The sequence below is a fragment of the Tessaracoccus massiliensis genome (genome assembly GCF_000826065.2).
In the GTDB taxonomy this organism is placed as follows: domain Bacteria; phylum Actinomycetota; class Actinomycetes; order Propionibacteriales; family Propionibacteriaceae; genus Arachnia; species Arachnia massiliensis_A.
Genome location: NZ_LN623538.1, coordinates 190,879 through 216,343 on the forward strand (window position 1 = coordinate 190,879; position 25,465 = coordinate 216,343).

Consider the following 25,465-nt stretch of genomic DNA (forward strand, 5'->3'; position numbering starts at 1 on the left):
AGGTTGTGACCCATGTATGCGTGGGAAACCGTTGACGTGCCGAGCCTGCCGCCGTCCACCGGCGACGTGCCTGACCAGCTCACCTTGTTCGATACCGCGTCGCAGGGCGACGTCGCGGTGGCCGGCGACGGTGACACCGCGCGCATGTACGTGTGCGGCATCACCCCCTACGATGCGACGCACCTGGGCCACGCGAACACCTATGTCACGTTCGACCTGATCAACCGCGTGTGGCGCGACCTCGGCCTCAAGGTCGACTACACGCAGAACGTCACGGATGTCGACGACCCGCTGCTGGAGCGCGCCGCCGAGACGGGCGTCGAGTGGGAGGAGTTGGCAGCGGACCAGACCGAACTGTTCCGCAGCGACATGCAGGACCTGCGTGTGCTGCCGCCCAACAACTACATCGGCGCGGTCGAGTCCATCGCGTGCGTGACCGAACTCATCGAACATCTCCTCCCCAGCGGCCTGATATACCAGGTGGGCGACGACGAGCACCCGGACTGGTACTTCAACACCGCGGAGGCGCCCGGCTTCGGTGGGGTGAGCCACCTCAGCGAGGCGGAGATGATCGACCTGTTCCGCGAGAACGGCGGGGACCCGGAGCGTCCCGGCAAGCGCCATCCCCTCGACAGTCTCCTGTGGCGCTATTCCCGCGACGGCGAACCCAGCTGGTCCTCCCCGCTCGGTGCCGGTCGCCCTGGATGGCACATCGAATGCACCGCCATCGCGCTGCGCTACCTCGGGCCGGATTTCGACGTGCAGGGCGGCGGCTCGGATCTCGTCTTCCCGCACCACGAGATGTGCGCGGCGCAGGCCATCGTCGCCAGCCGCGAACCCCTCGCCGACGCCTTCGTGCACTCGGGCCTCGTGGCGCTCGACGGCGAGAAGATGAGCAAGTCCAAGGGCAACCTCGAACTGGTCAGCCGGCTCCGGAAGGCAGGCGCGGATCCGATGGCGGTGCGGTTGGCCCTGCTCAACAACCACTGGCGCAGCAACTGGGAGTGGACGCCCGAGCAGCTCGAGCGGGCCACCGAACGGCTGGCCCAATGGCGCAGCGTGCTGAACAACGGCGCCGCAATCCCTGCTGGGGAGACCATCGACGCGATGCGCACCGCGCTGCGCACCAACCTCAACGCGCCTGAGGCGCTGGCCGCCGTCGACACCTGGGTGGCCGCGACCCTCAGCGTCGGCGGCGACGACACCGATGTCATCGCGCAGATGTCCGCCGCCGTCGACGCGCTGCTGGGCATCAAGCTCTAAGCGCTAAAGTCAGGAAACGTGAAGTCCTTCGAACAGCTCTTGGAGCAGCTCACCGCAACCGCCCGCACCCGCCCGGAGGGATCGGGCACCGTCCAGCGCCTCGACGCCGGCGTGCATGCCATCGGCAAGAAGATCGTCGAGGAGGCCGCCGAGGTGTGGATGGCCGCCGAGTACGAGTCGAAGGAACGCAGCGCCGAGGAGATCAGCCAGCTGCTCTACCACCTTCAGGTCATGATGATCGCGCTGGATCTCGACCTCGACGACGTCTACCGCTACCTCTGAGGGGCCTGCCCATGACCACCGAACGTCTCCTGCGGATCGCCGTGCCCAACAAGGGTGCCCTGGCCGAGGCCGCCTCCCAGATGCTGCGTGCGGCGGGCTACCGCCAGCGCACGGATTCCAAGGACCTCACGCTGATCGACACGGATCACGGCGTCGAGTTCTACTACCTGCGCCCGCGCGACATCGCGATCTACATCGGCCGCGGCCACCTCGACATCGGCATCACCGGCCGCGACATGCTCCTCGATTCCAAGGCTGACGCCACCGAGATCATGGCCCTGGGCTTCGGCGGGTCGCGTTTCCGTTTCGCGGCCGTCGGCGGCTCCCAGTTGACTCTCGAGGACCTGCGCGGCAAGCGGATCGCCTCGTCGTACTCCGGCCTGCTGCAGTCCTTCCTGGACGAGCAGGGCATCGAGGCCGAGCTTGTGGGCCTCGACGGCGCCGTCGAATCGGCCATCCGGCTCGGCGTGGCTGACATCGTGGCCGATGTGGTCGACACCGGCACGACCCTGCGGCGCGCCGGCCTGGAGATGTTCGGCGACCCCATCTGTGAGTCGGAGGCCGTGCTGATCAAACGCAACGGGGGAGACCTGCCGCCCGGTGCGGAGGCGCTGCAGACCCGCCTCCACTCCGTACTGGTGGCGCAGAACTACGTGATGCTCGATTACAACGTCGACGCCGCCAACCTGGATGCCACCACCGCTCTGGCGCCCGGCGTGGAGGGCCCCACCGTGTCGGCTCTGTCCAAGGAGGGGTGGAACGCGGTGCGGGTGTTGGTGCCACGCAAGGGTGCCCACCTGTTGATGGACCGCCTGCACGACGCAGGCGCCCGGGGCATCCTGCTGACCGAACTCGCCGCCTGCCGGCTCTGAGGGAGCACGATGACCGAACCCACCCCTGAAACCCCGACGCCCAGCCCCACCGAGGCCCCGGAAACGCCGGAGGCGGTGCCGCCGCGGCTGGCCTACACCAGCCTGCCCGCGCTGATGACCGCGGTGGTGCTGTCCATCGTGTTGATGTCGGTGTCGATGTTCGGATGGTGGGCGCTGGGAGCAAACATCCGCGATCAGGTCACCTGGCCGCAGGCCGCGACCCTGCTGTTCTTCGTCTTCGTGATGATCGGCATCATGCTGTCGATCGGCTACTCGCGGCTCTGGGCGGCCGACGGCGTGGTCACCGTGCGCAACGGCCCCATCGTGCGTCGCTACGGCGTCGACCAGATCGCCGGCGTACGCCTGCGCCCCGGCGACGCGTGGAGCTCACTGCTGGTCAAGCAGGACGAGGGTCTGAAGCGCAAGCCCGTGCTGGCGATCCAGTTCCTCGAGGGCGAGGGCGGCAAGCGCAAGATCGTCGAGCTGCGTCGCTGGCTGAAAGACAACGGCGCCACCTCGCAGGGCTACACCACCGCCGACGCCGACTAACTGTCCCTGAGCGTGGCCCCGCGACGAAGGAGCCGGGCCACGACGAAGGGCCCCCGCAGCCGGTCCGTCACCTGTCCCACAGCGGGTGGGCACCCCCCGATCACATGATGCCGCGCTTGCGTAGCAACTCCTCGATCTCAGCGTCCTCCGCGCTCAGGCCCTTCTGCGCGGGCTTGGCGGCGGGGGAGGGCCCCGGCTTGCTGGCGCCCGCCGCAGGGCGGGCAGCGCCTGAGCCAGGGAGCGGCTGGGTGCCACCCGACTGCGGCACCTCGCGCTCGGGCTGGGCCTTCCCAACGGCGCGCTCACGCGGCGGCTTCTTCTTCAGCGCCAAGCCGATGACCGTCAGCACGATGCCGCCGATCAACAGGCCGAGCCCCCACGCCACGGCGTTGGTGAACACCGTGCGCTGGAACCAGTCCACCAGGCTCATGATGCCGTTGATGGTGAGACGCAGCAGGCCCGTGAGGTAGAGGCCCACCGGAATCGCGGCCAGGCCGAGGCCGATGATCAGCGGCCGAACCCGGCCCGCACGTGCGGTGATGCCAGCGGCAACAGCAAGGATGACGACAGTGACCGCGATGGTCCCGATGAACTCAATGGGCATGTGACCAGTCTGTCACACCGTCAGATGATCCCCGTAGGGCGCTAGGGTCGTTGCCATGGTCGAACTGAGCTCCCTTGCCCAGCCCAATGCGCGTTTCGCCGGCGACGACGGCGCGCCGGATCCGCTGACCCGCTCCGCGATGGAACGAGCGCGGGACCAGAAGGGCTACATCCGTGCGCTCGTGGCGCTGTGCACCTCCCGCCTGCTGCTGCCGATCGTGGCCAGTGGCGACGAGAGTGGGGACCAACCGGATCCCGATCGCCATGCGGAGATGTCGGCGGTGACGCTCAAGGACGAGACGGGCAGCTATCTGTTGGCGTTCACCGGGTACGACTCCCTCAAGGCCTGGCAGGCCGACGCCCGCCCGGTGCCCTGCCTGCTCGACGAACTGTGCGCCACCGTGGAGCCCGCCGGTGCCGAACAGTTGCTGATCGACGTGGCCGGCCCCGTACCGTTCGTGATCGCCGGCGAGGCCCTGCAGAAGTTCGCCGACGGTTTCGCCGTCGTCGAGTTCGAAGGCGAGGAGTTCGCGTGGGTCAAGTACGCCGACGAGCCGGCCACCGACGCTGACGTCGAGGACGGTTTTGGTGATCAGGGCGCAGACCGGTAGAATCTCTCAGGTTGGCGGCTTCGGCTGCCCTGAATGAAGCGGAGTCTCACTCCCACCCGTGTTGCTGCTGGCGGCCGGGTCCACCCCCGCGATGCGGATGCGTCGGCGGAGATAGGTGTGTGGGCCTCTGCATGCGCAGGGGCCCTTTGTCGTTGACGGACATGCATACCATCTCTCACTGGAGGACCCATCAGCACTGAACCGCGGATCAACGATCGCATCCGAGTACCCGAAGTCCGGCTCGTCGGCCCCAACGGCGAGCAGGTCGGCATCGTGCGCGTCGAGGACGCCCTGCGTCTGGCGGCGGAAAACGATCTGGATCTTGTCGAAGTGGCCCCGCAGGCGCGCCCGCCGGTCGCCAAGCTGATGGACTACGGCAAGTTCAAGTACGAGGCGGCGCAGAAGGTGCGCGACGCCCGCAAGAACCAGTCGAACGTCACCACCAAGGAAATGAAGCTGCGTCTCAAGATCGATCAGCACGATTACGAGACCAAGAAGGGCCATGTCGTCCGCTTCCTCAAGGGCGGCGACAAGGTCAAGATCACCATCATGTTCCGCGGACGCGAGCAGTCGCGTCCGGAGCTGGGCATGCAGCTGCTGCAGCGCCTGGCCGCAGATGTCGCCGAGCACGGCTTCGTCGAATCCGCCCCCAAGCAGGACGGCCGCAACATGCTGATGGTGCTCGGCCCCACCAAGAAGAAGACCGAGGCCAAGGCCGATCAGGCCGCTGACCGCGACCGCCGCATGGCTGAGCGTCAGGAAACCGCCGAGCAGGACAGGGCGGTGGAAGCCGAGCTGCGTGCCGCGCACCAGTCCGCGCCTGCTGCCCCGAAGAAGAAGCGTGGTCCTGCAGACAACATGGACCCAGACATCGATCTCTGATCGAGACAGAAAGCGAGCGAGATATGCCGAAGATGAAGACGCACTCCGGTGCGAAGAAGCGGTTCAAGATGACCGGTACGGGCAAGCTCCGTCGTCGTCAGGCCAACCTGGGCCACCTGAACGAGACCTTTGGCGCCACGCGTCTCCGTCGCCTCAAGGGCACCGCAGAGGTGTCCAAGGCCGACCAGAAGAACGTGCGCAAGATGCTCGGCAAGCACAAGGGCCGCTGAGGCTCAACCCACTAGTCATCCCCTGATCCACCACACCCCCAAGGAGTCACCATGGCACGCGTGAAGCGTTCCGTGAACGCGCTGAAGAAGCGTCGCGAAGTTCTCGACCAGGCAAAGGGCTACCGCGGCCAGCGCTCGCGTCTGTACCGCAAGGCCAAGGAGCAACTGCTCCACTCGTACACCTACAGCTACCGCGATCGTCGCGCCAAGAAGGGCGACTTCCGGTCGCTCTGGATCCAGCGCATCAACGCTGCGGTCCGCGCCGAAGGCATGACCTACAACCGTTTCATCAACGGTCTGAAGAACGCTGGTGTCGAGGTGGACCGCAAGATGCTGGCCGAGCTTGCCGTCAACGACGTGGCCGCGTTCAACGCGCTCGTCGCCGTCGCCAAGGACAACCAGCCTGCTGCAGCCGCCTGAAGGCGGTCTCAGTGACCAACGAACCGAACGCAGCTCCCGGCCTCCCGGCCTCAGTGCTGCGTTCGGTTCGTCGTTTGACGCAGCGCCGGGGCCGCGACGTGGCCGGCCTGTTCCTCGCCGAGGGTCGTCAAGCCGTCCGCGAGGCGTTGGCGGTGGAGTCCCTCGTGCAGGAGGTCATCGTCGATGACCCCGCCAAGCATGCGGATCTCCTCACGGGGATCGACGTGCCCGTCTGGCGCGCCGCCGACCATCAGATGCGTGGGCTGAGCGACACGGTCACCCCGCAGGGGATCGTGGCCGTGTGCCGGCAACTCACCTACGACTGGTCAGATGTGGCCGACGCGCGGCTCCTGGTGATCTGCGCCCAGGTGCGCGACCCGGGCAACGCCGGCACCGTCATCCGCTGCGCCGATGCGTTCGGCGCTGACGGCGTGATCCTCACCACCGGCAGCGTCGAGATCTACAACCCGAAAACTGTGCGCTCCACCGTCGGCAGCCTGTTCCACCTGCCCATCCTCACCGGCGTGCCCCTCGCGGATTCGGTCGGCAAGGTCAAGGCCATGGGCATGAAGGTGCTCGCGGCCGACGGCGACGGCGACCCGCTGGACCTCAAGGCGGCCGCCGGTGAGCTCAGCGGCCCCGTCGCCTGGATCATGGGCAACGAGGCGTGGGGCCTGCCTGATGAAGACCGCCGGTTGGCCGACGAGGTGGTGGCTGTGCCAATGTGGGGCGGGGCGGAAAGCCTGAACCTTTCCAGCGCCGCCGCGGTGTGCCTCTACGCCACCGCCTCGGCACAACGACGCTCTGAAGCCGAATAGCTGAAGAAGGAGGGACCCATGTCAGGGCCCAATGACAACTTCGACCCCAAGCAGGTCGCCGCGCTCAGCGAGGAGGCCGTCGACGGTTTCGTGCGCGACGCGCTCGCCGCGATCGACGCTGCCGGGTCCACCGCCGAACTGAAGCAGGCACGCCACGACCATGCGGGCGATACCTCACCGCTGGCGCTGGCCAACCGCGAGATCGGCGCACTGCCTCCTCAGGCGCGCAAGGAGGCCGGTCAGCGCATCGGCAAGGCGCGCGGCACGGTAAGCCAGGCCTTTGCCGCTCGCCAGGAGGCGCTCGCCGTCGGGGAACTGGAGGCGTCGCTGGCCGCCGAGCGGGTCGACATGTCGCTGCCCGTGAGCACCGGCCCGCGGGGCGCGCTGCACCCCATCACCAACCTCGTCGACGAGATGATCGACGTGTTCGTCGCGATGGGCTGGGAGGTGGCAGACGGGCCACAGCTCGAGGCCGAGTGGTACAACTTCGACGCCCTCAATCTCGCGGAGGACCACCCCGCCCGCGCGCTGCAGGACACCCTGTGGATTGACCCGCCGACGGCGGGTAAGCTCATGCGCACCCAGACCTCGCCGGTGCAGGCCCGCGCGCTGCTCGACCGCGGCGTGCCGCTCTACGTGATCGTGCCCGGCAAGGTGTTCCGCGCCGACGAGTACGACGCCACCCACCTGCCGGTGTTCCACCAGCTCGAGGGTCTCGTCGTCGACAAGGGCATCTCGATGGCGGACCTGCGCGGCACCCTCGACCATCTGGCCAAGGCGATGTTCGGCGGCGACACCACCACCCGCATGCGCCCGCACTACTTCCCGTTCACCGAGCCGTCCGCAGAGGTTGACGTGCAGTGCTTCGTCTGCCATGGGGAATCTGTCGGGAACCCCGACGCGCCGTGCCGTACCTGCAGGTCCGAGGGCTGGATCGAGTGGGGCGGCTGCGGCGTGGTCAACCCCCGCGTCCTCAAGACCTGCGGCATCGATCCCGACGTCTACTCCGGCTTCGCCTTCGGGATGGGCATCGACCGCACCGTCATGTTCCGCACCGGCGCCCCCGACCTGCGCGACTTCGTCGAGGGCGACATCCGCTTCAGCCGTTCGATTCTGGGAGGTGCCCGATGAAGGCCCCGATCTCCTGGCTGCGTGATCTCGTCACGCTGCCCGATGCCACCACCGCGAAGCTCGCGCAGCAGTTCACCAGCGTGGGCCTCACCGTCGAGCACATCGAATCCACCGCCTCCCCGGTCACCGGCCCCCTGGTTGTGGGCCGGGTGCTGAGCCTCGTCAACGAGCCCCAGAAGAACGGCAAAACCATCCGCTACTGCCGCGTCGACGTGGGGGAGCACAACGATCCCGCCACCGACGAGTACCCGGCCTCCCGCGGCATCGTGTGCGGCGCGCACAACTTCAACGAGGGTGACCTCGTCGTCGTGTCGCTGCCCGGCACCGTGCTGCCCGGCGACTTCGAGATCTCGGCGCGCAAGACCTACGGCCACATCTCGGACGGCATGATCGTCTCCGAGCTGGAGTTGGGCCTCGGCGAGGACCACGACGGCATCATCGTGCTGGCTCCCGGCACCGCAGAGCCCGGAGCGCAGGCGCAGGACCTGCTGTGGAGCGCCGACGAGGTGCTCGACATCGACGTTACCCCGGACCTCAGCTACTGCCTGTCCATGCGCGGGCTGGCCCGCGAGGCCGCCATCGCCAACGGGGTGACGTTCAACGACCCGTACCGCCAGCTTCTGCCGGAGCCGGTCGACGGCGGGCACCCGCTGGTGCTGGAGTCCGAGCGGTGCGGTTCCTTCGTCGCGCTCACCATCGAGGGAATCGACCCGTCGGCGCCCTCGCCCCAGTGGATGGCCGATCGCCTGCGCGCCTCGGGCGTGCGCTCGATCTCGCTTGCGGTCGACGTCACCAACTACGTGATGCTCGAATCCGGCCAGCCGCTGCACGCCTATGATGCCGAGAAGCTGCAGGGCCCCATCCGCGTGCGCCTCGCGCATGAGGGGGAGCGGCTCACCACACTCGACGGGCAGACGCGCGAGCTCAGCACCGACGACCTGCTGATCACCGACGACTCGGGCCCCATCGGCATGGCCGGCGTCATGGGCGGCGAAGACACCGAGGTCTCGGAGACGACCACGACGATCGTGTTGGAGGCGGCCCACTTCGAGCCCGCCTCCGTGTCGCGCACCTTCCGCCGCCACGGCCTGCCCTCCGAGGCGTCCAAGCGGTTCGAGCGCGGGGTCGACCCGCAATTGCCGTATGCCGCAGCCAAGCGGGCCGCCGAGTTGCTGGCCGAGCATGGCGGCGGCCGCGTCACGGCGGAGACCATCGTCGGTTCGGCTCCTACGCCGCACACCGTCTCGCTGCGCTCCGGCCTGATCTCCGACGTGCTCGGGACCAAGGTGGAGCAGGACGAGACCCTGCGACTGCTGAAGGCCGCGGCCATCGACGTGACCGCGCTGGGCGACTCGCTGACCGTGACGGCACCGAGCTGGCGCGGCGACCTCGTCGACCCGTACGACGTCGTCGAGGAGGTCGGCAGGCACGTCGGCTACGACCGGATCGGGCTCAGACTCCCCGTTCCGCCCATCGGGCGCGCCCTGGACCCGGTGATCCGTGACCGCCGCGCCGCGATGCGCGCGGTCGCCGCGCTGGGTTTCACCGAGGTGCTGTCGCTGCCGTTCGCCGCGCCTTCCGAACTGGACCAGCTCGGCGTGCCCTCGCAGGATCCGCGACGCAGCCTCATCAAGCTGGCCAACCCGCTCTCCGAGACCCACGGCTACCTGCGCACCACCCTGCTGCCGGGGCTCTTCACTGCCGTGGCGCGCAACACTTCGCGCAGCATGCCCGACCTGGCGCTGTTCGAGAAGGGGCGGGTGTTCTTCGACGGTGGGGAGCCCGCCGCGCCCCGACCCAGTGTCGCGCAGCGCCCCACCGAGGAGGAGCTGACCGCGATCGACGCGGCGCTGCCCGCGCAGCCCGAGACGATGGCCGCGGTGGTCACCGGCAACTGGAAGCCCGCCGGCTGGGACGGCCCCGCCGTCGCCGCGGACTGGACGCACGTGGTGGCCTTCGCCGAGACCGCAGCCGCCGCCGTCGGCGTGGAACTCGACCGGCGCAACGCCGAGATGGCCCCGTGGCATCCGGGCCGGTGTGCTGAACTGTCCGTCAACGGCATCGTGCTGGGTTATGCGGGTGAGCTGCACCCCTCCGTCGTCGCGGCCTACCGCCTGCCCGAGCGCACCTGCGCGGTGGAGTTCAACGCGGATCTGCTGCTGGGCCACGCCGTCCAGGGCGGCGACATCACCCCGCTGGCGGGGTTCCCGCTGGCCAAGGAGGATGTCGCGCTGATCGTCGACGCGGGCGTGCCTGCCGCCGAGGTGGAGGCCGCTCTCGTCGAGGGCGCCGGTGAACTGCTGGAGTCCATCGCGCTGTTCGACGTCTACACGGGCGACCAGGTGGGCGAAGGCAGGAAGTCGCTGGCCTTCGGCCTGCGTTTCCGAGGCGATCGCACCCTCACCGACGCCGATGCCGCGGAGGCCAGGGAGAACGCGGTGAAGGTGGCCCAGGAGCGCTTCGGCGCCGTCCAACGCGCCTGAGCTGAGCCGAGCGCCTGCGAGGAACGAGCAGCGCGCTTGGTCGAAGGACGGCCAGCACGGACTCACCCGGCCCACTACGGTGGACGGGTGAGTTCTGCATTCAACGTCTCCTCGGAAGTGGGCCCGCTGCGGCGGGTCATCGTGCACCGGCCGGGGATCGAGTTGGCCAGGCTCACGCCCTCGAACGCCGAGGAACTGCTGTTCGACGACGTCCTGTGGCTGGAACGCGCCGAGGAGGAGCACGACCTGTTCACCGCGGCCCTCGCCTCCGCCGGGGCCGAGGTGCTGCACTTCGACGAGTTGCTGCGCCGCACGCTCGCGGTACCGGAGGCGGCTGCGTGGGTCCTCGACGAGACCATCGACGAGCAAACGGTCGGTCCCAGCCTGGCCCACGCCCTGCGCGAGTACCTCGACGACGCCGGTCCCGACACGCTGTACCGCGTGCTCGTGGGTGGCATGACCAAGGCCGAGGCACTGGAGCGGATCCCGGAGCCGCCGTCGGTGACCTTCGCCCTGGCGCACGCCAACGACTTCCTGGTCACGCCGCTGACCAACCGCCTGTTCACCCGCGACGCCACGTGCTGGATCGGCAACGGGGTCAGCATCAACTCCATGCGCACGCCTGCCCGCCGACGGGAGGCGGTCAACTACCGCGCGATCCTGCGCTGGCATCCCCTGTTCGCCAGTGCGGACTTCGAGTTCTGGTCAGACGACTTCGCCACGGGCGAGGCGACCATCGAGGGCGGCGACGTGCTCGTGCCGACGGCGGGGGCGCTCCTGATGGGGATCTCCCAGCGCACCTCACCGCAGGGCATCGAACGGCTGGCGGTGCGCCTGTTCGAGGCGGGGGCCGTGGAACGCATCGTGGCGGTGCGGATCCCCGACAGGCGGGCCTTCATGCACCTGGACACCGTCCTGACGATGGTGGATGAGGAATCCTTCCTGCTCTACGGTGACCTTCCGGAGCCGGAGTGTCACCTTATCCGGCCCGGCGTGGGCGGCCGGTCCCTGCACGTCACGCAGCTGACCGGGTCTCTGGCTTCGAGCCTCGCAACGGCGATGGGCACGGGGGAGGTCAGGGTGCTGTCCACCGCCCAGGACGCCTTCGCCCGTGAGCGGGACCAGTGGCACGACGGCTGCAATGTGCTGGCGGTCGCGCCCGGCGTCGTGGTGGGCTACGAGCGCAACCAGGCGTCCATCGCGGACCTGGTGGCAGGCGGCATCGACGTCATCGAGGTGCCTGGCTCCGAGCTGGGGCGGGGGCGGGGAGGCCCGCGCTGCATGTCATGCCCCATCGAGCGGGCGCCGCTCTGAGCGGGGAGTGGAAGTGTGGGGCCGGACCGCAGAACGCCTCTCGGCGCGTGGCCGCTCGTAGCGGCTTAAAGTGGAGCCCGGGGTTACCGCGGCCCGGCTCTACCGAGTGTAATCGACTGGGCGTCAGGCTCAAGTCAACTGGCCCAGACGCCACAGCTTCGCCTGCTCGGTGAAGTCGCGGGCCATCGCGGCGTAGCCCACGGCGCGGCGCGGCTGATCCTCATCCTCCGCGGTAGCCAGCTCTGTCGCGCCGGCCGACATCACCCGGCTGAACGCCGAAGCCCGCTCCAGCGCGACGGCGAAGTCGCCGGTGAAGGCGCCCCGCAGGATCTGGTTGGCCAGCTCCACCACCTGGGCCGGGGTGGGCGCGTGCGGCGAACCCGCGATGGCCTGGTTGACGCCGTCGACCTCGGTGCCGCGGGTGAAGATCCGCCCGGCGCTCTCCGGGTTACCGGCCACCGTGTGCCTGATGAGGTACAGCCGCCACAGCGCGCCGGGCAGCGAATCCGCCGGCGCGTCCGCCCACAGCTCGGCCACGTCGTCGATGCCGTGCACATCGGCGTAGTCGATGAGGCGCTCGGTGATCTCCGGATCCGGGGCGTTACGCACCCGGTGGAGGATGGCGGCCGCGGTGTCGCGGGCGAGGCCGCCGAGCTCGGCTGGGTCGCCTGATCCGCGCAGCGTCTCGATGATGTCGCCGGGTCGACGAACGGGCTTGTGGAAGTCTGCCATGGCTTCAGCCTATGCCCGCAGCCCCAGTAGGGTGGCCACGTGCAGATCACCGAACCTTCGCCTCCGCTCGAGCGTCTGGGTGGCTCCTGTGGCGCTGAGTAGGACAGCGATCGTGGCTGCGAGCCTGGCGATCCTCGACGAGTACGGGCTGGGTGACCTCAGCATGCGCCGCGTCGCCGTCGCGCTCGGGGTGCAGGCGGGCGCTCTGTACTACCACGTGCCCAACAAGCAGTCACTGCTCGCCGCCATCGCCGACGAGATCCTCACCGGCACGCTGGTTGAGCCGACTGCCCAGCTTGCCCATCTCTCCGCCTGGGCCCACAACCTCCGAGACGCCCTACTCAGGCATCGCGACGCCGCCGAACTGGTCGCCTCCACGCACGCGCTGGGCCTCGGCACCGTCGACCCCACCGCGCCCGGGCGCACACTCCTCGAAGAGGCAGGCCACCCGGAACCTGAGGCGACCATGGCCGCACTGCTGCACTTCGTGCTCGGCCACGTCGTCGAGGAGCAGACCCGGGCCCAGATGCAGGCTCTCGGCGTCGTCGAGCACTTCGACCCGGCCACCGCCGCCCATCACTTCAAGGTGGGCGTGGAGACCTTCGTGCGCGGGATCGCCGCAGTAGGGTAGAGGCATGAACGCTCAGCGACGTGGTTTCCGGGCGCTGGCCCGGGCCGTGCTCATCGTGCTGGTGTGTGCCCTGGCCGCCTGCACCGGCGTCCAGACGATCAGCCCCTCCACCTACACCGGGTCACCGGATTCCGCCACGCTGATCGTCCACGTCGTGACCTCCGACGGCGGCTCCATCGACGAGGCCACCGTGGCGGAGCAGAACGATGAGCGGGTGGTCATTAAGGTGAGGCTGGTGGAAGGCGCTGATGCAGAGGCGCAACCCGTGACGCTGGATGCCGAGGTCACCCTGGACAGGGCGCTCGGAACCCGCGAGGTGGTCGACACCGAGGGCCGCGCGATCCCCCAGGCGTGAGGCGTCAGCGCCGGCGTGCGAGGCTTGCGATGAGCAGCCCCACGATACCCAGTGCGATCACGCCATAGGCGACGTAGGTGGCCGGCTGGGTGAAGTCGAGGAAGTGCTGCGTGCCGCCGTCGACGATGCGGGTGCGGATGGTGGCGGCGAGCGAGTCGCCGCGCGGGAAGCTGACACCGCGAGCCAGGGAGCGCCCGAACCACAGGCCCACGGTGGCCACCACGCCGGCCAGCGCCAACGCCACCCAACGGCCGCGCCTGGAACCTGCGAGCAGCGCGACGAGTGCGAGGGCGGCCGCGCCCAGGTACAGCCAGGGCCAGTTGCGGGCGGCGCCCACGCCGTCGGCCACGGAGGTGCTGACGGACTGCGAAGGCTGACCGAGGGGGATGTGCACCGTGCCGAACTGCAGTTGGTCGAGGTAGGGATGGAGCGCCTCGCCGGAGACCTCGCGGAGCTTGGACTTGCCCAGCTCGACGAACGGTGTGAGGTCGAACCAGATGGTGGGCGACTCGAGGCTCTGATCGTCGCGCACCTTGTCGAGTTCTGCCACGTAGGTGACCCTGGAGCGGTTGATCGATTCGTTCCACGCCCGCTGCACGCCCGGATCGGCCATCGCGGCGTCGATTGCCTGCGCGACGACGGTGTTGATCTGGTTGCCCACCACCGGGACCTCCAGCACCTCCGGGGGAACGGCCTTGCGCGCCTCGGCGGTGAGTGTTGCGGCGAGCTCTGCGGCGAAATCCTCATCCGAGGCAAGGGGGCCGACGATCTGTTGCATGGGCGCCGGCGTGCGCGCCAACCTGTCCAGCCAGTGCGCACCCATCCCGCCGAAGCCGAGGACCACTGCCACCACCAGCAGGGTGAACGCGATGAAGGAGCGCATGAAACTCATGCGGTAACGATATCCGCTCCGGCGTGAGACAAGCCCACCCCAACTGGCATATCTATAGCCCCTGTGGAATAGTTTCTGGCATGACGTATTCAGTGGCGGTGGCCGGGTGCACCGGCTACGCAGGTGGGGAGCTCCTCAGGCTCCTGCTGCAGCACCCGGACGTGACGATCGGCGCGCTCACGGGCAACTCCAGCGTCGGGGACCGGCTGGGGGTGCACCAGCCGCACCTGGCGCCGTTGGCCGAGCGCATCGTCGCCCCCACCACGGCCGAGGAGCTCGCGGGCCATGATGTCGTGTTCCTCGCCCTGCCGCACGGCACCTCCGCCGCCATCGCCGAACAGCTGGGCGACGACGTGCTGATCGTCGACGCCGGCGCCGATTTCCGGCTCAGCAGCGCGCAGGAGTGGGAGAAGTTCTACGGCTCCCCGCACGCCGGCACCTGGCCCTACGGGATGCCGGAGCTGCCCGGCGCCCGCGAGGCGCTGGCCGGAAGCAGGCGGGTGGCGGTGCCCGGCTGCTACCCGACGGCCACCACCCTTGCTCTCCTGCCCGCGGTCGCCGCGGGCCTCATCGACGCCTCCCAGATCTCCATCGTGGCCGCGTCCGGCACCTCCGGGGCGGGCAAGTCGCTCAAGCCCCACCTGCTAGGCGCCGAGACCATGGGCAACATGAGCCCTTACGGCGTGGGCGGCATGCACCGCCACACCCCCGAGATCGTCCAGAACCTGTCGAGCGCCACCGACGCCGAGGTGAAGGTGAGCTTCACGCCGCTGTTGGCCCCCATGCCGCGTGGCATCCTGGCCACCTGCTCTGCCCCGGTGGCCGACGGCGTGACCACCGAATCCGCCCGCCTCGCCTACGCGGAGCAGTACTCAGACGAGCCGTTCGTCGATCTGCTCCCGGCGGGCGAGTGGCCGCAGACCGCGGCAGTGGCCGGCTCCAACCGCGTCACCGTGCAGGTGGTCGTCGACGAGACCGCTGGCCGGCTCATCGCGATCTCGGCCATCGACAACCTCACCAAGGGCACCGCCGGTGGCGCCGTCCAGTCCATGAACATCGCCCTCGGCCTCCCTGAGACCGCCGGCCTCAGCACAGTTGGAGCAGCACCGTGAGCGTCACACTTCCCCAAGGCTTCGTCGCCGCAGGCGTGACCGCGGGCCTGAAGGCCTCCGGCAAGGCCGACGTCGCCGTCGTGCAGAACCTCGGCCCCTCGATGGCCGCCGCGTCGGTGTTCACCACCAACCGGGTCTTCGCGGCCCCCGTCAAGTGGTCCCGCCACGCCGTGGAGGACGGGCAACTCCAGGCCATCGTGCTCAACTCGGGCGGGGCCAACGCCTGCACCGGCGCGGAGGGCTACCAGGACTCTGCCGCCACGGCCGCCCGCGTGGCCAGCAGCCTGGGCCTGATCATCGACAACGTCGCTGTGTGCTCCACGGGCCTGATCGGCGTGCGGCTGCCGATGGACAAGCTGCTGCACGGCGTCGACGACGCCTGCGCGGCGCTGTCGGTGGATGGGGGAGCGGACGCGGCGGCCGCGATCATGACCACCGACACCGTGCCCAAGCAGGCCGGCGTCACCGTCGGCGACTGGTCGATCGGGGGTATGGCGAAGGGCGCAGGCATGCTCGCGCCCGGCCTGGCGACCATGCTGGTGGTGCTGACCACCGACGCGGACCTGAGCGCGCGTCAACTCGACGAAGCCCTGCGCGAGGCCACACGGCTCACGTTCGACCGCGCAGACTCCGACGGCTGCATGTCCACCAATGACACCGTGGCGCTCATGGCCTCGGGCGCCTCCGGGGCCACACCCGAACTCGGCGCCTTCACCGCCGCACTGGTCGACGTGTGCCAGGACCTGGCCCGCCAACTCATCGCCGATGCCGAGGGCGCCAGCCACGAGATCGCCATCGAGGTCACCGGCGCCGCCTCGGAGCGTGATGCCGAGGTGGTGGGCAGGGAGATCGCCCGCTCCAACCTGTTCAAATGCGCGATCTTCGGAGGCGACCCCAACTGGGGCCGGGTGCTGTCGGCCATCGGCGTGACGGATGCCGAGTTCCACGCCGATGACCTCGACGTCTCCTTCAACGGCGTCATGGTGTGCCGCGGCGGGCAGATCGGTGAGGACCGCAACCTCGTGGACCTCTCCGGGCGCCACGTCACCGTCACCGTCGACCTGCACGCCGGCAGCCAGAGCGCCACCATCCTCACCAACGACCTCACCTACGACTACGTCAAAGAGAACGCCGAGTACTCCACATGATGACCCGCACCCAGACCCATCAGCAGCCCGAGCTGATCGCCAAGGCCTCCACCCTCATCGAGGCGCTGCCCTGGCTGGCCGAATACGCCGGGCAGACCGTCGTGATCAAGTACGGCGGCAACGCCATGACCGATGACAACCTCAAGCGCGCCTTCGCGGAGGACATCGTCTTCCTCCGTCGCGTCGGCGTGAAGCCCGTCGTCGTGCACGGCGGTGGCCCGCAGATTTCGTCGATGCTCAAGAAGCTCGACATCGATTCCGAGTTCCGCGGCGGCCTGCGCGTCACCACCCCCGAAGCGATGGACGTGGTGCGGATGGTCCTCGTCGGCCAGGTGGGTCGCGAGTTGGTCAACCTGATCAACCAGCACGGCCCCTTCGCCGTCGGCATGTCCGGCGAGGACGGCGGGTTGTTCACCGCCAAGAGGCGCGGGTTGATGGTCGACGATGAGGAGATCGACCTCGGCCTGGTGGGCGACGTCAAGGCCGTCGACCCCACCGCCATCAACGACCTCATCGATGCAGGCCGCATCCCCGTGGTCGCCACCGTCGCGCCCGACAGGGACGGGCAGGTGCACAACGTCAACGGCGACACCGCTGCCGCCGCGCTCGCCGTCGCGCTCGGCGCCAAGCGGCTGGTGATGCTCACCAACGTGGCCGGCGTCTACGAGAACTACCCGGACGAGGATTCGGTCATCACGCAGATCACCCCCGATGAGGTGCGCGCGCTGCTGCCCTCCCTCGACGCGGGCATGATCCCGAAGATGGAGGCCTGCGTCCGCGCCGTCGACGGCGGGGTCACCTCCGCCACCGTCCTCGACGGCCGCGTGCTGCACTGCCTGCTGCTCGAGATCTTCACCGACGAGGGCGTGGGCACGATGGTCACCGACTCCCAGTCACAACCGGCGAAGGGCGATGCATGAGCCAGGCAGACCTCCAGGCGCGCTACGGCGCCGTCATGATGAACGCGTTCGGCGCCCCCAAGCGGGTCTTCGAGCGTGGCGAGGGCGTCCACCTCTGGGACGCCGACGGCAGACGGTACACCGATCTGCTGTCCGGGCTGGCGGTCAACGGGTTGGGGCACGCCCACCCCGGGGTGACCGCGGCGATCACCGGGCAGTTGGGGCGCCTCGGCCACGTGTCGAACTTCTACGCCAGCGAGCCGCAGATCCGCCTGGCGGAGCGCCTCGCGCACCTCACGGGGGATCCCACGGCGCGGGTGTTCTTCACCAACTCCGGCACCGAGGCCAACGAGGCAGCCTTCAAGCTCACGAGGCTCACCGGGCGCACCCGCATCGTCGCCATGGAGGGCTCCTTCCACGGCCGCACGATGGGCGCCCTCGCGCTGACCGCCAACGAGAAGTACCGCGCCCCGTTCGAACCTCTCCCCGGCGATGTCACGTTCATTCCCTACGGCGACGTCGATGCCCTCCGAGAGACGGTCGACGACACGGTGGCCGCCGTCATCGTCGAGGCGGTGCAGGGGGAGAACGGCGTGGTTCCCGCGCCCGACGGCTACCTCGCGGCGGTGCGCCGCGTGACCGAACAGCACGGCGCGTTGATGTGGGTCGACGAGGTTCAGACCGGCCTCGGTCGCTGCGGCGACTACCTCGCCCACCTGCCTTCGACGGTTGAGCCGGCCGGTGTCGAAAACCGCGCCGACCTCATCACGCTGGCCAAGGGCCTGGGCAACGGCTTCCCGATCGGCGCCTGCATCGCCACAGGGAAGGCTGGGGATCTGCTGCAGCCGGGCCAGCACGGCACCACGTTCGGTGGGAATCCCGTCGCCGCGGCGGCAGGCAACGCCGTGCTCGACGCGCTCGAGGCAGGCGTGCTGGAGAACGCCAGATCGACGGGTCAGTGGCTGGCCGATGCCGTGCGCGAGCTCAACCACCCCCTCGTCGATCACGTCCGCGGACACGGGATGCTGCTCGGCGTCGTGCTGACCGGGGAGGTGGCGGCCCGCGTGGCCGACGCCGCCCTCGACGCGGGCTTCATCATCAACGCGCCGCGTCCCGACGTGCTGCGGCTCGCACCGCCGCTCATCGCGACGCCCGAAGACCTGCAGCCCTTCGTCGACGCCCTTCCCGGCCTGCTCTCCTCGACGCAGGTTGAGCCTGCGAGCTCTGCGAGCAGTCTCGAAACCCCTGAAGCTTCCCACCGTGCCTAGGCACACGCGGGCTGGTCGACTGGCCACCCTGCGCCAACTGCTGGCGGAGGCTCGGTACACCTCCCAGGCCGAACTTGCCGACGCGCTCGCCGAGCAGGGCATCACGGTCAGCCAGCCAACCTTGAGCAAGGACCTCCTCGAGTTGGGCGCAGTGCGTCAGCGCGACGTCGACGGCGCACTCGTCTACGCCCCCGCAGGGGAGGATGGCGGGGAGGCGGCCGTGGAGAAGCTCGCGCGCCTCTGCGCCGAGCTACTCCAGTCGATCCGTCACGCGGGCACCCAGATCCTCGTCAAGACGCCGCCGGGTGCGGCGCAGTATTTCGCCTCCTACCTCGACCTCGCCGGGCTCCCCGGCGTGTTGGGTACCATCGCCGGCGACGACACCGTGCTGGTGATCGCCACCGACGACCAGGCCGCCAACCGTACGGTGGGGCTCATCTCGGAGATGACCCGCACCGGCAGACCAGCAAAGGAAGATTCGTGAGCACAGATCAGGGACGGCTCTGGGGTGGCCGGTTCGAGGGCGGCCCGAGCGAGGCGATGTTCGCGCTCAGCAAGTCGACGCAGTTCGACTGGCGGCTGGCGCTGCACGACATCGCCGGTTCCCGCGCCCACGCCAAGGCGCTGGGCGCCGCAGGCCTGCTGACCGGTGAGCAGGCCGCCGCGATGGACGACGGGCTCGCGGAGCTTGCCGGCCGCGTCGAGGCCGGTGAGTTTCTGCCGGCCGACAGCGACGAGGATGTACACGGCGCGCTGGATCGCGGCCTGAAGGACATCGTCGGCGCCGAACTGGGCGGGCGCATCAGGGCGGGACGGTCCCGCAATGACCAGATCGCGACCTTGATCCGCTCCTATCTCCGGGAGGAGATCCGCCTCATCGCGCAGGACGTCGACGCGGTGCTGACCGCCCTGGGCGACCAGGCTGAGAGATACCTGGGCGCCGTGATGCCTGGCCGTACGCACCTGCAATCGGCCCAGCCCATCCTGCTCAGCCACCATCTGCTGGCCCACGCCTGGCCGCTGGTGCGCGACATCGACCGCCTCAGGGATCTCGACCGGCGGCTGGCAGTGAGCCCCTATGGTTCGGCGGCGCTGGCCGGCACCTCCCTGGGGCTGAGCCCGGAACTGGTTGCGGCAGAGTTGGGCTTCGAGTCCTCGGTGTCCAACTCCATCGACGGCACGGCCGCCCGCGACCTGATCGCCGAGGCAGCCTATGTGCTGGCCCAGATCGGCGTGGATCTGTCGAGGCTCTCGGAGGATGTCATCTTGTGGTGCACCGCCGAGTTCGGTTTCGCGACCCTCGACGACGCCTGGTCGACGGGTAGCTCGATCATGCCGCAGAAGAAGAACCCCGACGTCGCCGAGCTGGCCCGCGGCAAGGCCGGGCGCCTCATCGGCAACCTGACGGGCCTGATGGCCACGCTGAAAGGCCTGCCACTGGCCTACAACCGTGATCTGCAGGAGGACAAGGAACCCATCTTCGACGGCATCGACCAACTGCACGTGCTGATCCCCGCCGTCGCCGGCATGGTCGCCACGTTGACGTTCCACCCGGAGCGGATGGCCGAAGTGGCGCCGAAGGGCTTCTCGCTCGCCACGGACGTCGCTGACCATCTGGTCCGCAGCGGCGTGCCGTTCGCGGTGGCCCACGAGGTTGCCGGCGAGACAGTCCGCTACTGCGAGACGAAGTCGATCACCTTGCAGGACCTCACATCGGAGGATCTGCCGCGGATCTCCGAACACCTCGACGACGGCGTGCTCGACGTACTGACCGTCGAGGGTTCGGTCGCCTCCCGCGACGGCAGGGGCGGCACCGCGCCCTCCCGCGTCGCCGAGCAACTCGCCGAACTCCGTGCCGCCCAATCGTCCCTCACCTTCTGACCCGCAGCGCTCGGTCCCTGAGCGTGCCCCGCGACGAAGGAGCCGGGCACGACGAAGGGCCCCGCAGCTTGTCTGTTGGCGTAACCACCGCTCGGGTCGCCGTGGGGAAGGGGCCGGGTCCCCGCCCGAGGGGAGCCCCATCGGCCGGTGCGCGGTTCGCAGGTGCGTGGTTGCGGCTGTGACGCGGTCACCGGCCTCTCCCCGAACGCCCGAGCCTACCCGGGACCCGGCCCCTTCCCCACGGCTCAAACCCCCAGCGTCTCGGAGCGTCTGCCCGGCACTTGTGGTCGGCCTCGGCGTCAAGGAGTGGCCGGGGGCGGGGGGATTCAAGTACGCGCGCCGAGCCCGGACCGCACCCAGGTAGCTGTTGCCCGGCAACGCCGAGCATCTTCGAAGTACCCCGCCCCCGGACACGACGGCAACCACAGCACCAACGGTTTCGGCAACAACCCCACACCACCCTGAGCGTGTGAAGCAGTGTCTGATGGGGGCCTGAGAGGGTGGGTCGGGCGTTGCCGAAGACGGTCACCCCGATCTTGGCTCTGAGTGAGCACTGTGTGACCGCCTTCGGCATGGGCGGCGAAGGCCCCCATCAGACACTGCGGAAACCAGCCAGTGGCCAAGGCGCCGAACACGTTGCAGGTTCAACCTGCTGGGATCCACTAGCCTGGGGGCATCCACCGACGCTAGGGAAGCAATGACGCGACTCACCGTGGACGAGATCATCGCCACCATCCTCGACGACGGCTCCATGACGCCCTGGGACGAGCAGCTTCCAGACCCGCCGCTCGCGGAGCGTTACCGCGCAGAACTGGAGGCTGCGCGGGCCAGGACCGGCCGCGAGGAATCGGTCGTCGCCTGCGAGGGAACCCTCAACGGCCGCAGGGTCGCGGTCATTGCCGGGGACCCGGCGTTCCTGGGTGGCTCGATCGGCGTGGCGGCGGGGGAGCGGCTCACCCGCGCGATCGAGCGGGCCACGGCCGAGCGGCTCCCTCTCATTGCGCTGCCCGTGGGTGGCGGCACACGCATGCAAGAGGGCGCCGTCGCGTTCCTGCAGATGGTCAAGATCACCGGCGCCGTGATGGCGCACAAGGACGAGCACCTGCCGTATCTGGTCTATCTGCGGCATCCCACAATGGGGGGCGTCTTCGCGTTCTGGGGTTCGCTCGGGCACGTGACCCTCGCGCAGCCGGGCGCACTCGTCGGGTTCCTCGGGCCACGGGTCTACGAGGCTCTGTACGGCAACGCTTTCCCACCCGGCGTGCAGTTGTCCGACAACCTGGCAGAGCGCGGCGTGATCGATGCCGTATGCGAGGTCTCGGAGGTGGCCGGGGCGTTCGACCGGATGCTGGGCGTACTGGCCCACCGCGTGCCGATAGCGCCCCCTCCTGCCGAGCCCGCGGCAGACCTTCCTGACGTACCTGCCTGGGAATCGGTTGGGCGCACTCGGAGGCAGGACCGGCCGGGGCTCCGCGACCTGCTTGATGTGGCGGCCTCGGATGTCACGATGCTCAACGGCACCGGCGACGGCGAGTCCCATCCCGGCTCGGTGCTGGCGCTCGCCCGGTGGGGGAATGCCCCCTGCGTGGTGGTGGGCCAGGACAGGCATGTGCAGGACACGCCCCTCGAACCGGCCGCGCTGCGGGAGGTGCGGCGCGGCATCCGCTTGGCGCGCGAGCTGAAACTGCCCCTGGTCTCCGTCATCGACACCCCCGGCGCGGCGTTGTCGAAGGAGGCGGATCGCGCCCCTCCCTCCGGAGGCTGCCTCAGCGATCGTGCACCGGGACACGGATCACGCCGCGGAGATGGCCGCCGCCCAGGGGGTGCGGTCGGCTGACCTGATGGCCGCCGGCATCGTGGACCGGGTCGTGCCCGAACCCGAGGATCCGGCGGCCGAGCGCGACGAGTTCTGCCGAAGGCTCGGCGCGGCGCTGCACGACGAGGTGGCGCGGGTCATCACGATGGTCGGACGTGACCGCCGGGCACTCCGACGCAATCGCTACCGCAGGCTGGGGAACCTGCCTGGCTGTTGAGCTCTACATCGGCCGAGGGAGCGCGCGGCGGAGTGCGACCGCTAGCATGACCCGTGTGAACGCACTACTTGACGACCTCCGTTGGCGCGGGCTGATCGCCCATTCGACTGACCCGGACGCGCTCGCCGCGCACCTGGACGCGGGGCCGGTCAAGTTCTATATCGGTTTCGATCCCACGGCGCAGAGCGTGCACACGGGCAACCTGGTGCAGGCGCTGCTCGCGCGCAGGCTGCAGGATGCGGGGCACCAGCCGTTCATGCTCGTGGGCGGTGCCACCGGCCTCATCGGAGATCCGAAGGAGTCCGGCGAGCGGGTGATGAACTCGATGGAGCTCGTCCATGAATGGGTCGACAAGATCCGTGACCAGGTGGGCCGGTACGTCAGCTTCGAGGGCCCCAACGCCGCCACCATGGTCAACAACTACGACTGGACCAGCGCCATGTCGGTGCTCGACTTCCTCCGCGACGTGGGCAAGCACTTCCCGGTCAACCGGATGCTCGCCCGCGACGTGGTGGCCCGGCGCCTGGAGTCCGGCATTTCCTACACGGAGTTCTCCTACGTCCTCCTCCAGTCGATGGACTTCCGCGAGCTCTACCGCCGCCACGGCGTCACGATGCAGACCGGCGGCTCGGATCAGTGGGGCAACCTCACCGCCGGCGTCGAGCTGATCCGACGCTCGGATCAGGGCCGGGCCCATGCCATGGCGACGCCGCTGCTCACCAAGGCAGACGGCACCAAGTTCGGTAAGACGGAGTCCGGCACCGTGTGGCTGGAACCAAATCTGACCAGCCCGTACGCCTTCCACCAGTTCTTCCTGAACGCGGAGGATTCCAAGGTCATCGACTACCTCAAGGTGTTCTCCTTCCGGTCCCGGGAGGAGATCGAGGAACTGGAGAGGTCGCGAGACGAGGCGCCCTACAAGCGGGAGGCTCAGCGTGCACTGGCCGACGACGTGACCGACCTCGTCCACGGGGTTGAGCAGCGCCAGGCCGCCGTCGCTGCCGCCGCTGCGCTCTTCGGACGAGGTGAGCTGCACGACCTCGACGCCGCCACTCTCGAGGGCGTGGGGCGCGAGGTCGGTGGCGGCGTGGTGGGCCCTGGCGCCACCGTGGTCGAGGCGCTGGTCGCCGCCGGCGTTGTGAAGTCCAAGGGAGAGGCCCGTCGGGCGATCACGGAGGGCGGCGCCTACCTGAACAACGTGAAGGTGGAGGATCCGGACCGGGTACTGGCCGTGGAGGACCTGCTCCATGGCAGATATGCCGTCGTACGCCGCGGACGCAAGACGGTGGGAGTGGTCACCCTCGCTCGGTGAGTCCCTCCGCGCCAAGCGAGTAGACGACCGTTCGGGTGCGCTCCGCTGACCGCTGCATCTCCTCGGCCAGCGGGGTGCCCGCCGCCAACGCGTCGGGGATCAGGTGGACGCGTGCAGGTTGCCCGCCTCTCAAGGGGGTGATGAAGGTCGGCGTGTACTCGGCCGCGGTCGCGGTGAAGCCGCCCTCCTCCTGTTCCGTGAAGGTGAACTGCGCCAGGTAGCCGTCGTAGGTGTACGGCTTGGCCGGGCCGCTGGCCGCGATGAGGTTGCCGGCGCCGTAGACGACCCACTTCCCGTTGACCTTGGTGATGGGCTGGACCACGTGGGCGTGCTGGCCGAAGACGAGATCCACCTCAGGTGCCGCGGTCACGGCCTCAGCAAAGGCGGCCTGCTGGGCGTTGATCTCGTGGGAGTATTCGTCCCCGGCATGCATGTGCACCGCGACGATGTCGGCGCCAGCCGCCTTCGCGGCCCTGGCCTGGGCAACGGCGACATCAGCGTCGAGCAGCTGCACGGACCACTCCCTGCCTTGGACCTTGCGCAGCCCATTGAGCCCATAGGTCTGAGAGATCACCGCGATCCGGACCCCACCGTCTGTGGTGAAGATGACAGGGGTCTCTGCCTCTTCCTGGGTGGCGAACGACCCAGCAGTCAGGATCCCCGCGTCGCGGTGGACCTGCACGGTGCGCACCAGGCCTTCCCACCCCTGGTCCATGGTGTGGTTGGACGCAGTCGTGCACAGGTCCCAGCCAGTGGCCCTGATCCCGAGGGCGGCCTCTTGAGGGGCGGCGAAGAGCGGATAGTTCTGGTACGGGCCACCAGCCGGCGCGAAAGGCACCTCGGAGTGGCAGATCGCCAGATCCGCGGCGCTGACGTATGGCCAGCGAGTAGAACACACGAGAGGGCGGGGAGGAGGCTGCTGCGCATGGCACCACTCTACGAAACAGCGTCACGCAACTGCCATGCGGTCTGCGCTTGCGACGATTTGCGAACACGAAGATCCGCGTGTAATCTCATCCAAGCTTCGACGGTGTACCGGACGATCAGGACGGAACCGAAGCCATCCACTCATCAACCTTTCAACCCGGGCGAGTGTGCGTTCAGTGAGAACCCGCTCAAGGTCCGGAAGTGGGGGCGCGACCTGGGCCAAGCTGATTTGCACGGCACAGGGAGAGTGGGTAAAGTAACACAGGCTCGCTACGGCGGGTACCAACAACTCAACCGCGATCGTTGCCAGGCGCCAGTTTGACAACGAAGGAGCAGCCAGGTAGAGTTGGAACTCGCGAAAGCGAACCAACTCAGGCAAAAGCCCCAGTCAGATGGGGTTTCAGCCAATCCACTGCCCAGCCGAAAGTGCCAAACAGGATTTGACACACCAGTCGCAGAGAGATAAAGTTGGTCGAGTTGCCCCAGGCAGGAGTCGAGCGAAAAGTTCGACGAATGTGCGGGTCGCACCCGAAACTTGAGAACTCAACAGCGTGCTTTAAGTCAATGCCAATTTTGATGCACTGTGCAGGGCTGCCTTTGTGGTGGTTTTGTATTTTGTGTTGTCCCGTCATCCAGCTTTTGTTGGGTGTTGGGTTTCTTTGAGTATTAATATTGATTATGTAAGTCCAGTTTTGGATTTTTGTGTCAGTGTTGAACTTGGTTGATGGTTTTCGGATCCTGCTTTGGTGGGGTTTGTGCCGATATTTTTCAACGGAGAGTTTGATCCTGGCTCAGGACGAACGCTGGCGGCGTGCTT

Annotated in this window: 27 protein-coding genes; 23 read left to right on the forward strand and 4 right to left on the reverse strand. The window is 68.6% G+C overall.

Translation table 11 applies throughout. The annotated features are described in order from the left end of the window. Positions 1–12 precede the first annotated feature (12 nt). From mshC to BN1186_RS01760, 4 genes are read left to right on the forward strand one after another with little or no spacing between them, the layout of a single operon-like run. Complete coding sequence (gene mshC, locus BN1186_RS01745; protein ID WP_040281917.1) at positions 13–1,263, forward strand: cysteine--1-D-myo-inosityl 2-amino-2-deoxy-alpha-D-glucopyranoside ligase; 1,251 nt, start codon at positions 13–15, stop codon at positions 1,261–1,263. A gap of 18 nt (positions 1,264–1,281) precedes the next feature. Further along, the gene (locus BN1186_RS01750) at positions 1,282–1,545 is read left to right on the forward strand and encodes a phosphoribosyl-ATP diphosphatase (protein ID WP_040281919.1); all 264 of its coding nucleotides are present in this window, start codon (positions 1,282–1,284) and stop codon (positions 1,543–1,545) included. Positions 1,546–1,556: 11 nt separating this feature from the next. Continuing rightward, a complete protein-coding gene (hisG, locus tag BN1186_RS01755; protein ID WP_040281921.1) occupies positions 1,557–2,417 on the forward strand; it encodes an ATP phosphoribosyltransferase in 861 nt (286 codons plus the stop codon). Between the two features lie 9 nt (positions 2,418–2,426). Beyond that, on the forward strand, positions 2,427–2,966 hold the full coding sequence (locus tag BN1186_RS01760; RefSeq protein WP_040281923.1) for a hypothetical protein: 540 nt from the start codon (positions 2,427–2,429) through the stop codon (positions 2,964–2,966). Positions 2,967–3,066: 100 nt separating this feature from the next. Here the strand turns inward: BN1186_RS01760 and BN1186_RS01765 are convergent, their stop codons facing one another. Further along, positions 3,067–3,570: a hypothetical protein gene (locus tag BN1186_RS01765; RefSeq protein ID WP_052459649.1), complete on the reverse strand. Its 504-nt coding sequence runs from the start codon at positions 3,568–3,570 to the stop codon at positions 3,067–3,069. Positions 3,571–3,625: 55 nt separating this feature from the next. Between BN1186_RS01765 and BN1186_RS01770 the strand changes: the two genes are divergently transcribed. The 8 genes from BN1186_RS01770 (at position 3,626) to BN1186_RS01805 (ending at position 11,458) form a co-directional block, all read left to right on the forward strand. Then, on the forward strand, positions 3,626–4,180 hold the full coding sequence (locus BN1186_RS01770) for an SseB family protein (protein WP_052459650.1): 555 nt from the start codon (positions 3,626–3,628) through the stop codon (positions 4,178–4,180). Positions 4,181–4,345: 165 nt separating this feature from the next. Beyond that, positions 4,346–5,062 (forward strand): translation initiation factor IF-3, encoded by a 717-nt coding sequence (infC, locus tag BN1186_RS01775; protein ID WP_082031061.1) that lies wholly within the window; start codon positions 4,346–4,348, stop codon positions 5,060–5,062. Between the two features lie 23 nt (positions 5,063–5,085). After that, the gene (gene rpmI / locus BN1186_RS01780) at positions 5,086–5,292 is read left to right on the forward strand and encodes a 50S ribosomal protein L35 (RefSeq protein ID WP_040281927.1); all 207 of its coding nucleotides are present in this window, start codon (positions 5,086–5,088) and stop codon (positions 5,290–5,292) included. 51 nt (positions 5,293–5,343) lie between these two features. Next, entirely contained in the window at positions 5,344–5,712 is a 369-nt protein-coding gene (rplT, locus tag BN1186_RS01785) for a 50S ribosomal protein L20 (protein WP_040281930.1), read from the forward strand. A gap of 11 nt (positions 5,713–5,723) precedes the next feature. Beyond that, positions 5,724–6,530, forward strand: coding sequence for a TrmH family RNA methyltransferase (locus BN1186_RS01790; RefSeq protein WP_040281932.1), 807 nt, complete (start codon positions 5,724–5,726; stop codon positions 6,528–6,530). 18 nt (positions 6,531–6,548) lie between these two features. Further along, complete coding sequence (gene pheS, locus BN1186_RS01795) at positions 6,549–7,661, forward strand: phenylalanine--tRNA ligase subunit alpha (protein WP_040281934.1); 1,113 nt, start codon at positions 6,549–6,551, stop codon at positions 7,659–7,661. After that, positions 7,658–10,144 carry a phenylalanine--tRNA ligase subunit beta gene (pheT, locus tag BN1186_RS01800; RefSeq protein WP_040281936.1) on the forward strand — a complete coding sequence of 829 codons (2,487 nt, stop codon included), beginning with the start codon at positions 7,658–7,660 and terminating at the stop codon, positions 10,142–10,144. The genes pheS and pheT overlap by 4 nt, the downstream gene beginning before the upstream one ends. A gap of 87 nt (positions 10,145–10,231) precedes the next feature. Continuing rightward, entirely contained in the window at positions 10,232–11,458 is a 1,227-nt protein-coding gene (locus BN1186_RS01805; RefSeq protein WP_040281938.1) for an arginine deiminase, read from the forward strand. Between the two features lie 129 nt (positions 11,459–11,587). On the opposite strand, the gene BN1186_RS01810 is transcribed toward BN1186_RS01805, so the two are convergent. Continuing rightward, positions 11,588–12,190: a hypothetical protein gene (locus tag BN1186_RS01810; protein ID WP_040281940.1), complete on the reverse strand. Its 603-nt coding sequence runs from the start codon at positions 12,188–12,190 to the stop codon at positions 11,588–11,590. Positions 12,191–12,302: 112 nt separating this feature from the next. Here BN1186_RS01810 and BN1186_RS01815 point away from each other — a divergent pair, with 112 nt between their 5' ends. Then, positions 12,303–12,821, forward strand: coding sequence for a TetR/AcrR family transcriptional regulator C-terminal domain-containing protein (locus BN1186_RS01815; RefSeq protein ID WP_052459651.1), 519 nt, complete (start codon positions 12,303–12,305; stop codon positions 12,819–12,821). Between the two features lie 4 nt (positions 12,822–12,825). Continuing rightward, positions 12,826–13,176, forward strand: a complete 351-nt coding sequence (locus BN1186_RS01820) for a hypothetical protein (protein ID WP_040281944.1) — start codon at positions 12,826–12,828, stop codon at positions 13,174–13,176. Between the two features lie 4 nt (positions 13,177–13,180). Here the strand turns inward: BN1186_RS01820 and BN1186_RS01825 are convergent, their stop codons facing one another. After that, the gene (locus tag BN1186_RS01825; protein ID WP_040281946.1) at positions 13,181–14,068 is read right to left on the reverse strand and encodes a hypothetical protein; all 888 of its coding nucleotides are present in this window, start codon (positions 14,066–14,068) and stop codon (positions 13,181–13,183) included. An 80-nt stretch (positions 14,069–14,148) separates the two neighbouring features. Between BN1186_RS01825 and argC the strand changes: the two genes are divergently transcribed. From argC to tyrS, 9 genes are all read left to right on the forward strand, one after another. Continuing rightward, positions 14,149–15,180: an N-acetyl-gamma-glutamyl-phosphate reductase gene (gene argC, locus BN1186_RS01830; RefSeq protein ID WP_040281947.1), complete on the forward strand. Its 1,032-nt coding sequence runs from the start codon at positions 14,149–14,151 to the stop codon at positions 15,178–15,180. Continuing rightward, complete coding sequence (gene argJ / locus BN1186_RS01835) at positions 15,177–16,328, forward strand: bifunctional glutamate N-acetyltransferase/amino-acid acetyltransferase ArgJ (protein ID WP_040281950.1); 1,152 nt, start codon at positions 15,177–15,179, stop codon at positions 16,326–16,328. The genes argC and argJ overlap by 4 nt, the downstream gene beginning before the upstream one ends. Further along, positions 16,328–17,248, forward strand: coding sequence for an acetylglutamate kinase (argB, locus tag BN1186_RS01840; RefSeq protein ID WP_040281951.1), 921 nt, complete (start codon positions 16,328–16,330; stop codon positions 17,246–17,248). The genes argJ and argB overlap by 1 nt, the downstream gene beginning before the upstream one ends. Further along, positions 17,245–18,495 carry an acetylornithine transaminase gene (locus tag BN1186_RS01845; protein ID WP_052459652.1) on the forward strand — a complete coding sequence of 417 codons (1,251 nt, stop codon included), beginning with the start codon at positions 17,245–17,247 and terminating at the stop codon, positions 18,493–18,495. The genes argB and BN1186_RS01845 overlap by 4 nt, the downstream gene beginning before the upstream one ends. Beyond that, positions 18,488–18,979 carry an arginine repressor gene (locus BN1186_RS01850; RefSeq protein WP_218975376.1) on the forward strand — a complete coding sequence of 164 codons (492 nt, stop codon included), beginning with the start codon at positions 18,488–18,490 and terminating at the stop codon, positions 18,977–18,979. Before BN1186_RS01845 ends, BN1186_RS01850 begins: the two co-directional genes overlap by 8 nt. Positions 18,980–19,035: 56 nt before the next feature. Next, positions 19,036–20,376, forward strand: a complete 1,341-nt coding sequence (gene argH / locus BN1186_RS01855; protein ID WP_246043210.1) for an argininosuccinate lyase — start codon at positions 19,036–19,038, stop codon at positions 20,374–20,376. 697 nt (positions 20,377–21,073) lie between these two features. After that, entirely contained in the window at positions 21,074–22,213 is a 1,140-nt protein-coding gene (locus BN1186_RS01860; RefSeq protein ID WP_246043204.1) for an acetyl-CoA carboxylase carboxyltransferase subunit alpha/beta, read from the forward strand. Further along, a complete protein-coding gene (locus tag BN1186_RS15895; RefSeq protein WP_425471460.1) occupies positions 22,182–22,409 on the forward strand; it encodes a hypothetical protein in 228 nt (75 codons plus the stop codon). Before BN1186_RS01860 ends, BN1186_RS15895 begins: the two co-directional genes overlap by 32 nt. Before the next feature lie 55 nt (positions 22,410–22,464). Next, a complete protein-coding gene (gene tyrS / locus BN1186_RS01865; RefSeq protein ID WP_040282045.1) occupies positions 22,465–23,721 on the forward strand; it encodes a tyrosine--tRNA ligase in 1,257 nt (418 codons plus the stop codon). Here tyrS and BN1186_RS01870 read toward each other — a convergent pair. Further along, positions 23,705–24,619, reverse strand: coding sequence for a CapA family protein (locus tag BN1186_RS01870; protein ID WP_074436886.1), 915 nt, complete (start codon positions 24,617–24,619; stop codon positions 23,705–23,707). The two genes, tyrS and BN1186_RS01870, sit on opposite strands and share 17 nt — an antisense overlap. Between the last annotated feature and the right edge of the window lie 846 nt (positions 24,620–25,465).

What these genes read in the sequence shown, in the direction of transcription:
- BN1186_RS01810 (WP_040281940.1), bottom strand. Translation starts at nt 12,190, where the DNA reads ATGGCAGACTTCCACAAGCCCGTTCGTCGACCCGGCGACATCATCGAG.
- argB (WP_040281951.1), top strand. Translation starts at nt 16,328, where the DNA reads ATGACCCGCACCCAGACCCATCAGCAGCCCGAGCTGATCGCCAAGGCC.
- BN1186_RS01860 (WP_246043204.1), top strand. Translation starts at nt 21,074, where the DNA reads ATGACGCGACTCACCGTGGACGAGATCATCGCCACCATCCTCGACGAC.
- BN1186_RS01820 (WP_040281944.1), top strand. Translation starts at nt 12,826, where the DNA reads ATGAACGCTCAGCGACGTGGTTTCCGGGCGCTGGCCCGGGCCGTGCTC.
- hisG (WP_040281921.1), top strand. Translation starts at nt 1,557, where the DNA reads ATGACCACCGAACGTCTCCTGCGGATCGCCGTGCCCAACAAGGGTGCC.
- BN1186_RS01845 (WP_052459652.1), top strand. Translation starts at nt 17,245, where the DNA reads ATGAGCCAGGCAGACCTCCAGGCGCGCTACGGCGCCGTCATGATGAAC.
- pheS (WP_040281934.1), top strand. Translation starts at nt 6,549, where the DNA reads ATGTCAGGGCCCAATGACAACTTCGACCCCAAGCAGGTCGCCGCGCTC.
- argC (WP_040281947.1), top strand. Translation starts at nt 14,149, where the DNA reads ATGACGTATTCAGTGGCGGTGGCCGGGTGCACCGGCTACGCAGGTGGG.
- pheT (WP_040281936.1), top strand. Translation starts at nt 7,658, where the DNA reads ATGAAGGCCCCGATCTCCTGGCTGCGTGATCTCGTCACGCTGCCCGAT.
- BN1186_RS01765 (WP_052459649.1), bottom strand. Translation starts at nt 3,570, where the DNA reads ATGCCCATTGAGTTCATCGGGACCATCGCGGTCACTGTCGTCATCCTT.
- BN1186_RS01825 (WP_040281946.1), bottom strand. Translation starts at nt 14,068, where the DNA reads ATGAGTTTCATGCGCTCCTTCATCGCGTTCACCCTGCTGGTGGTGGCA.
- BN1186_RS01760 (WP_040281923.1), top strand. Translation starts at nt 2,427, where the DNA reads ATGACCGAACCCACCCCTGAAACCCCGACGCCCAGCCCCACCGAGGCC.
- mshC (WP_040281917.1), top strand. Translation starts at nt 13, where the DNA reads ATGTATGCGTGGGAAACCGTTGACGTGCCGAGCCTGCCGCCGTCCACC.
- rplT (WP_040281930.1), top strand. Translation starts at nt 5,344, where the DNA reads ATGGCACGCGTGAAGCGTTCCGTGAACGCGCTGAAGAAGCGTCGCGAA.
- BN1186_RS01770 (WP_052459650.1), top strand. Translation starts at nt 3,626, where the DNA reads ATGGTCGAACTGAGCTCCCTTGCCCAGCCCAATGCGCGTTTCGCCGGC.
- rpmI (WP_040281927.1), top strand. Translation starts at nt 5,086, where the DNA reads ATGCCGAAGATGAAGACGCACTCCGGTGCGAAGAAGCGGTTCAAGATG.
- BN1186_RS15895 (WP_425471460.1), top strand. Translation starts at nt 22,182, where the DNA reads ATGGCCGCCGCCCAGGGGGTGCGGTCGGCTGACCTGATGGCCGCCGGC.
- argH (WP_246043210.1), top strand. Translation starts at nt 19,036, where the DNA reads ATGTTCGCGCTCAGCAAGTCGACGCAGTTCGACTGGCGGCTGGCGCTG.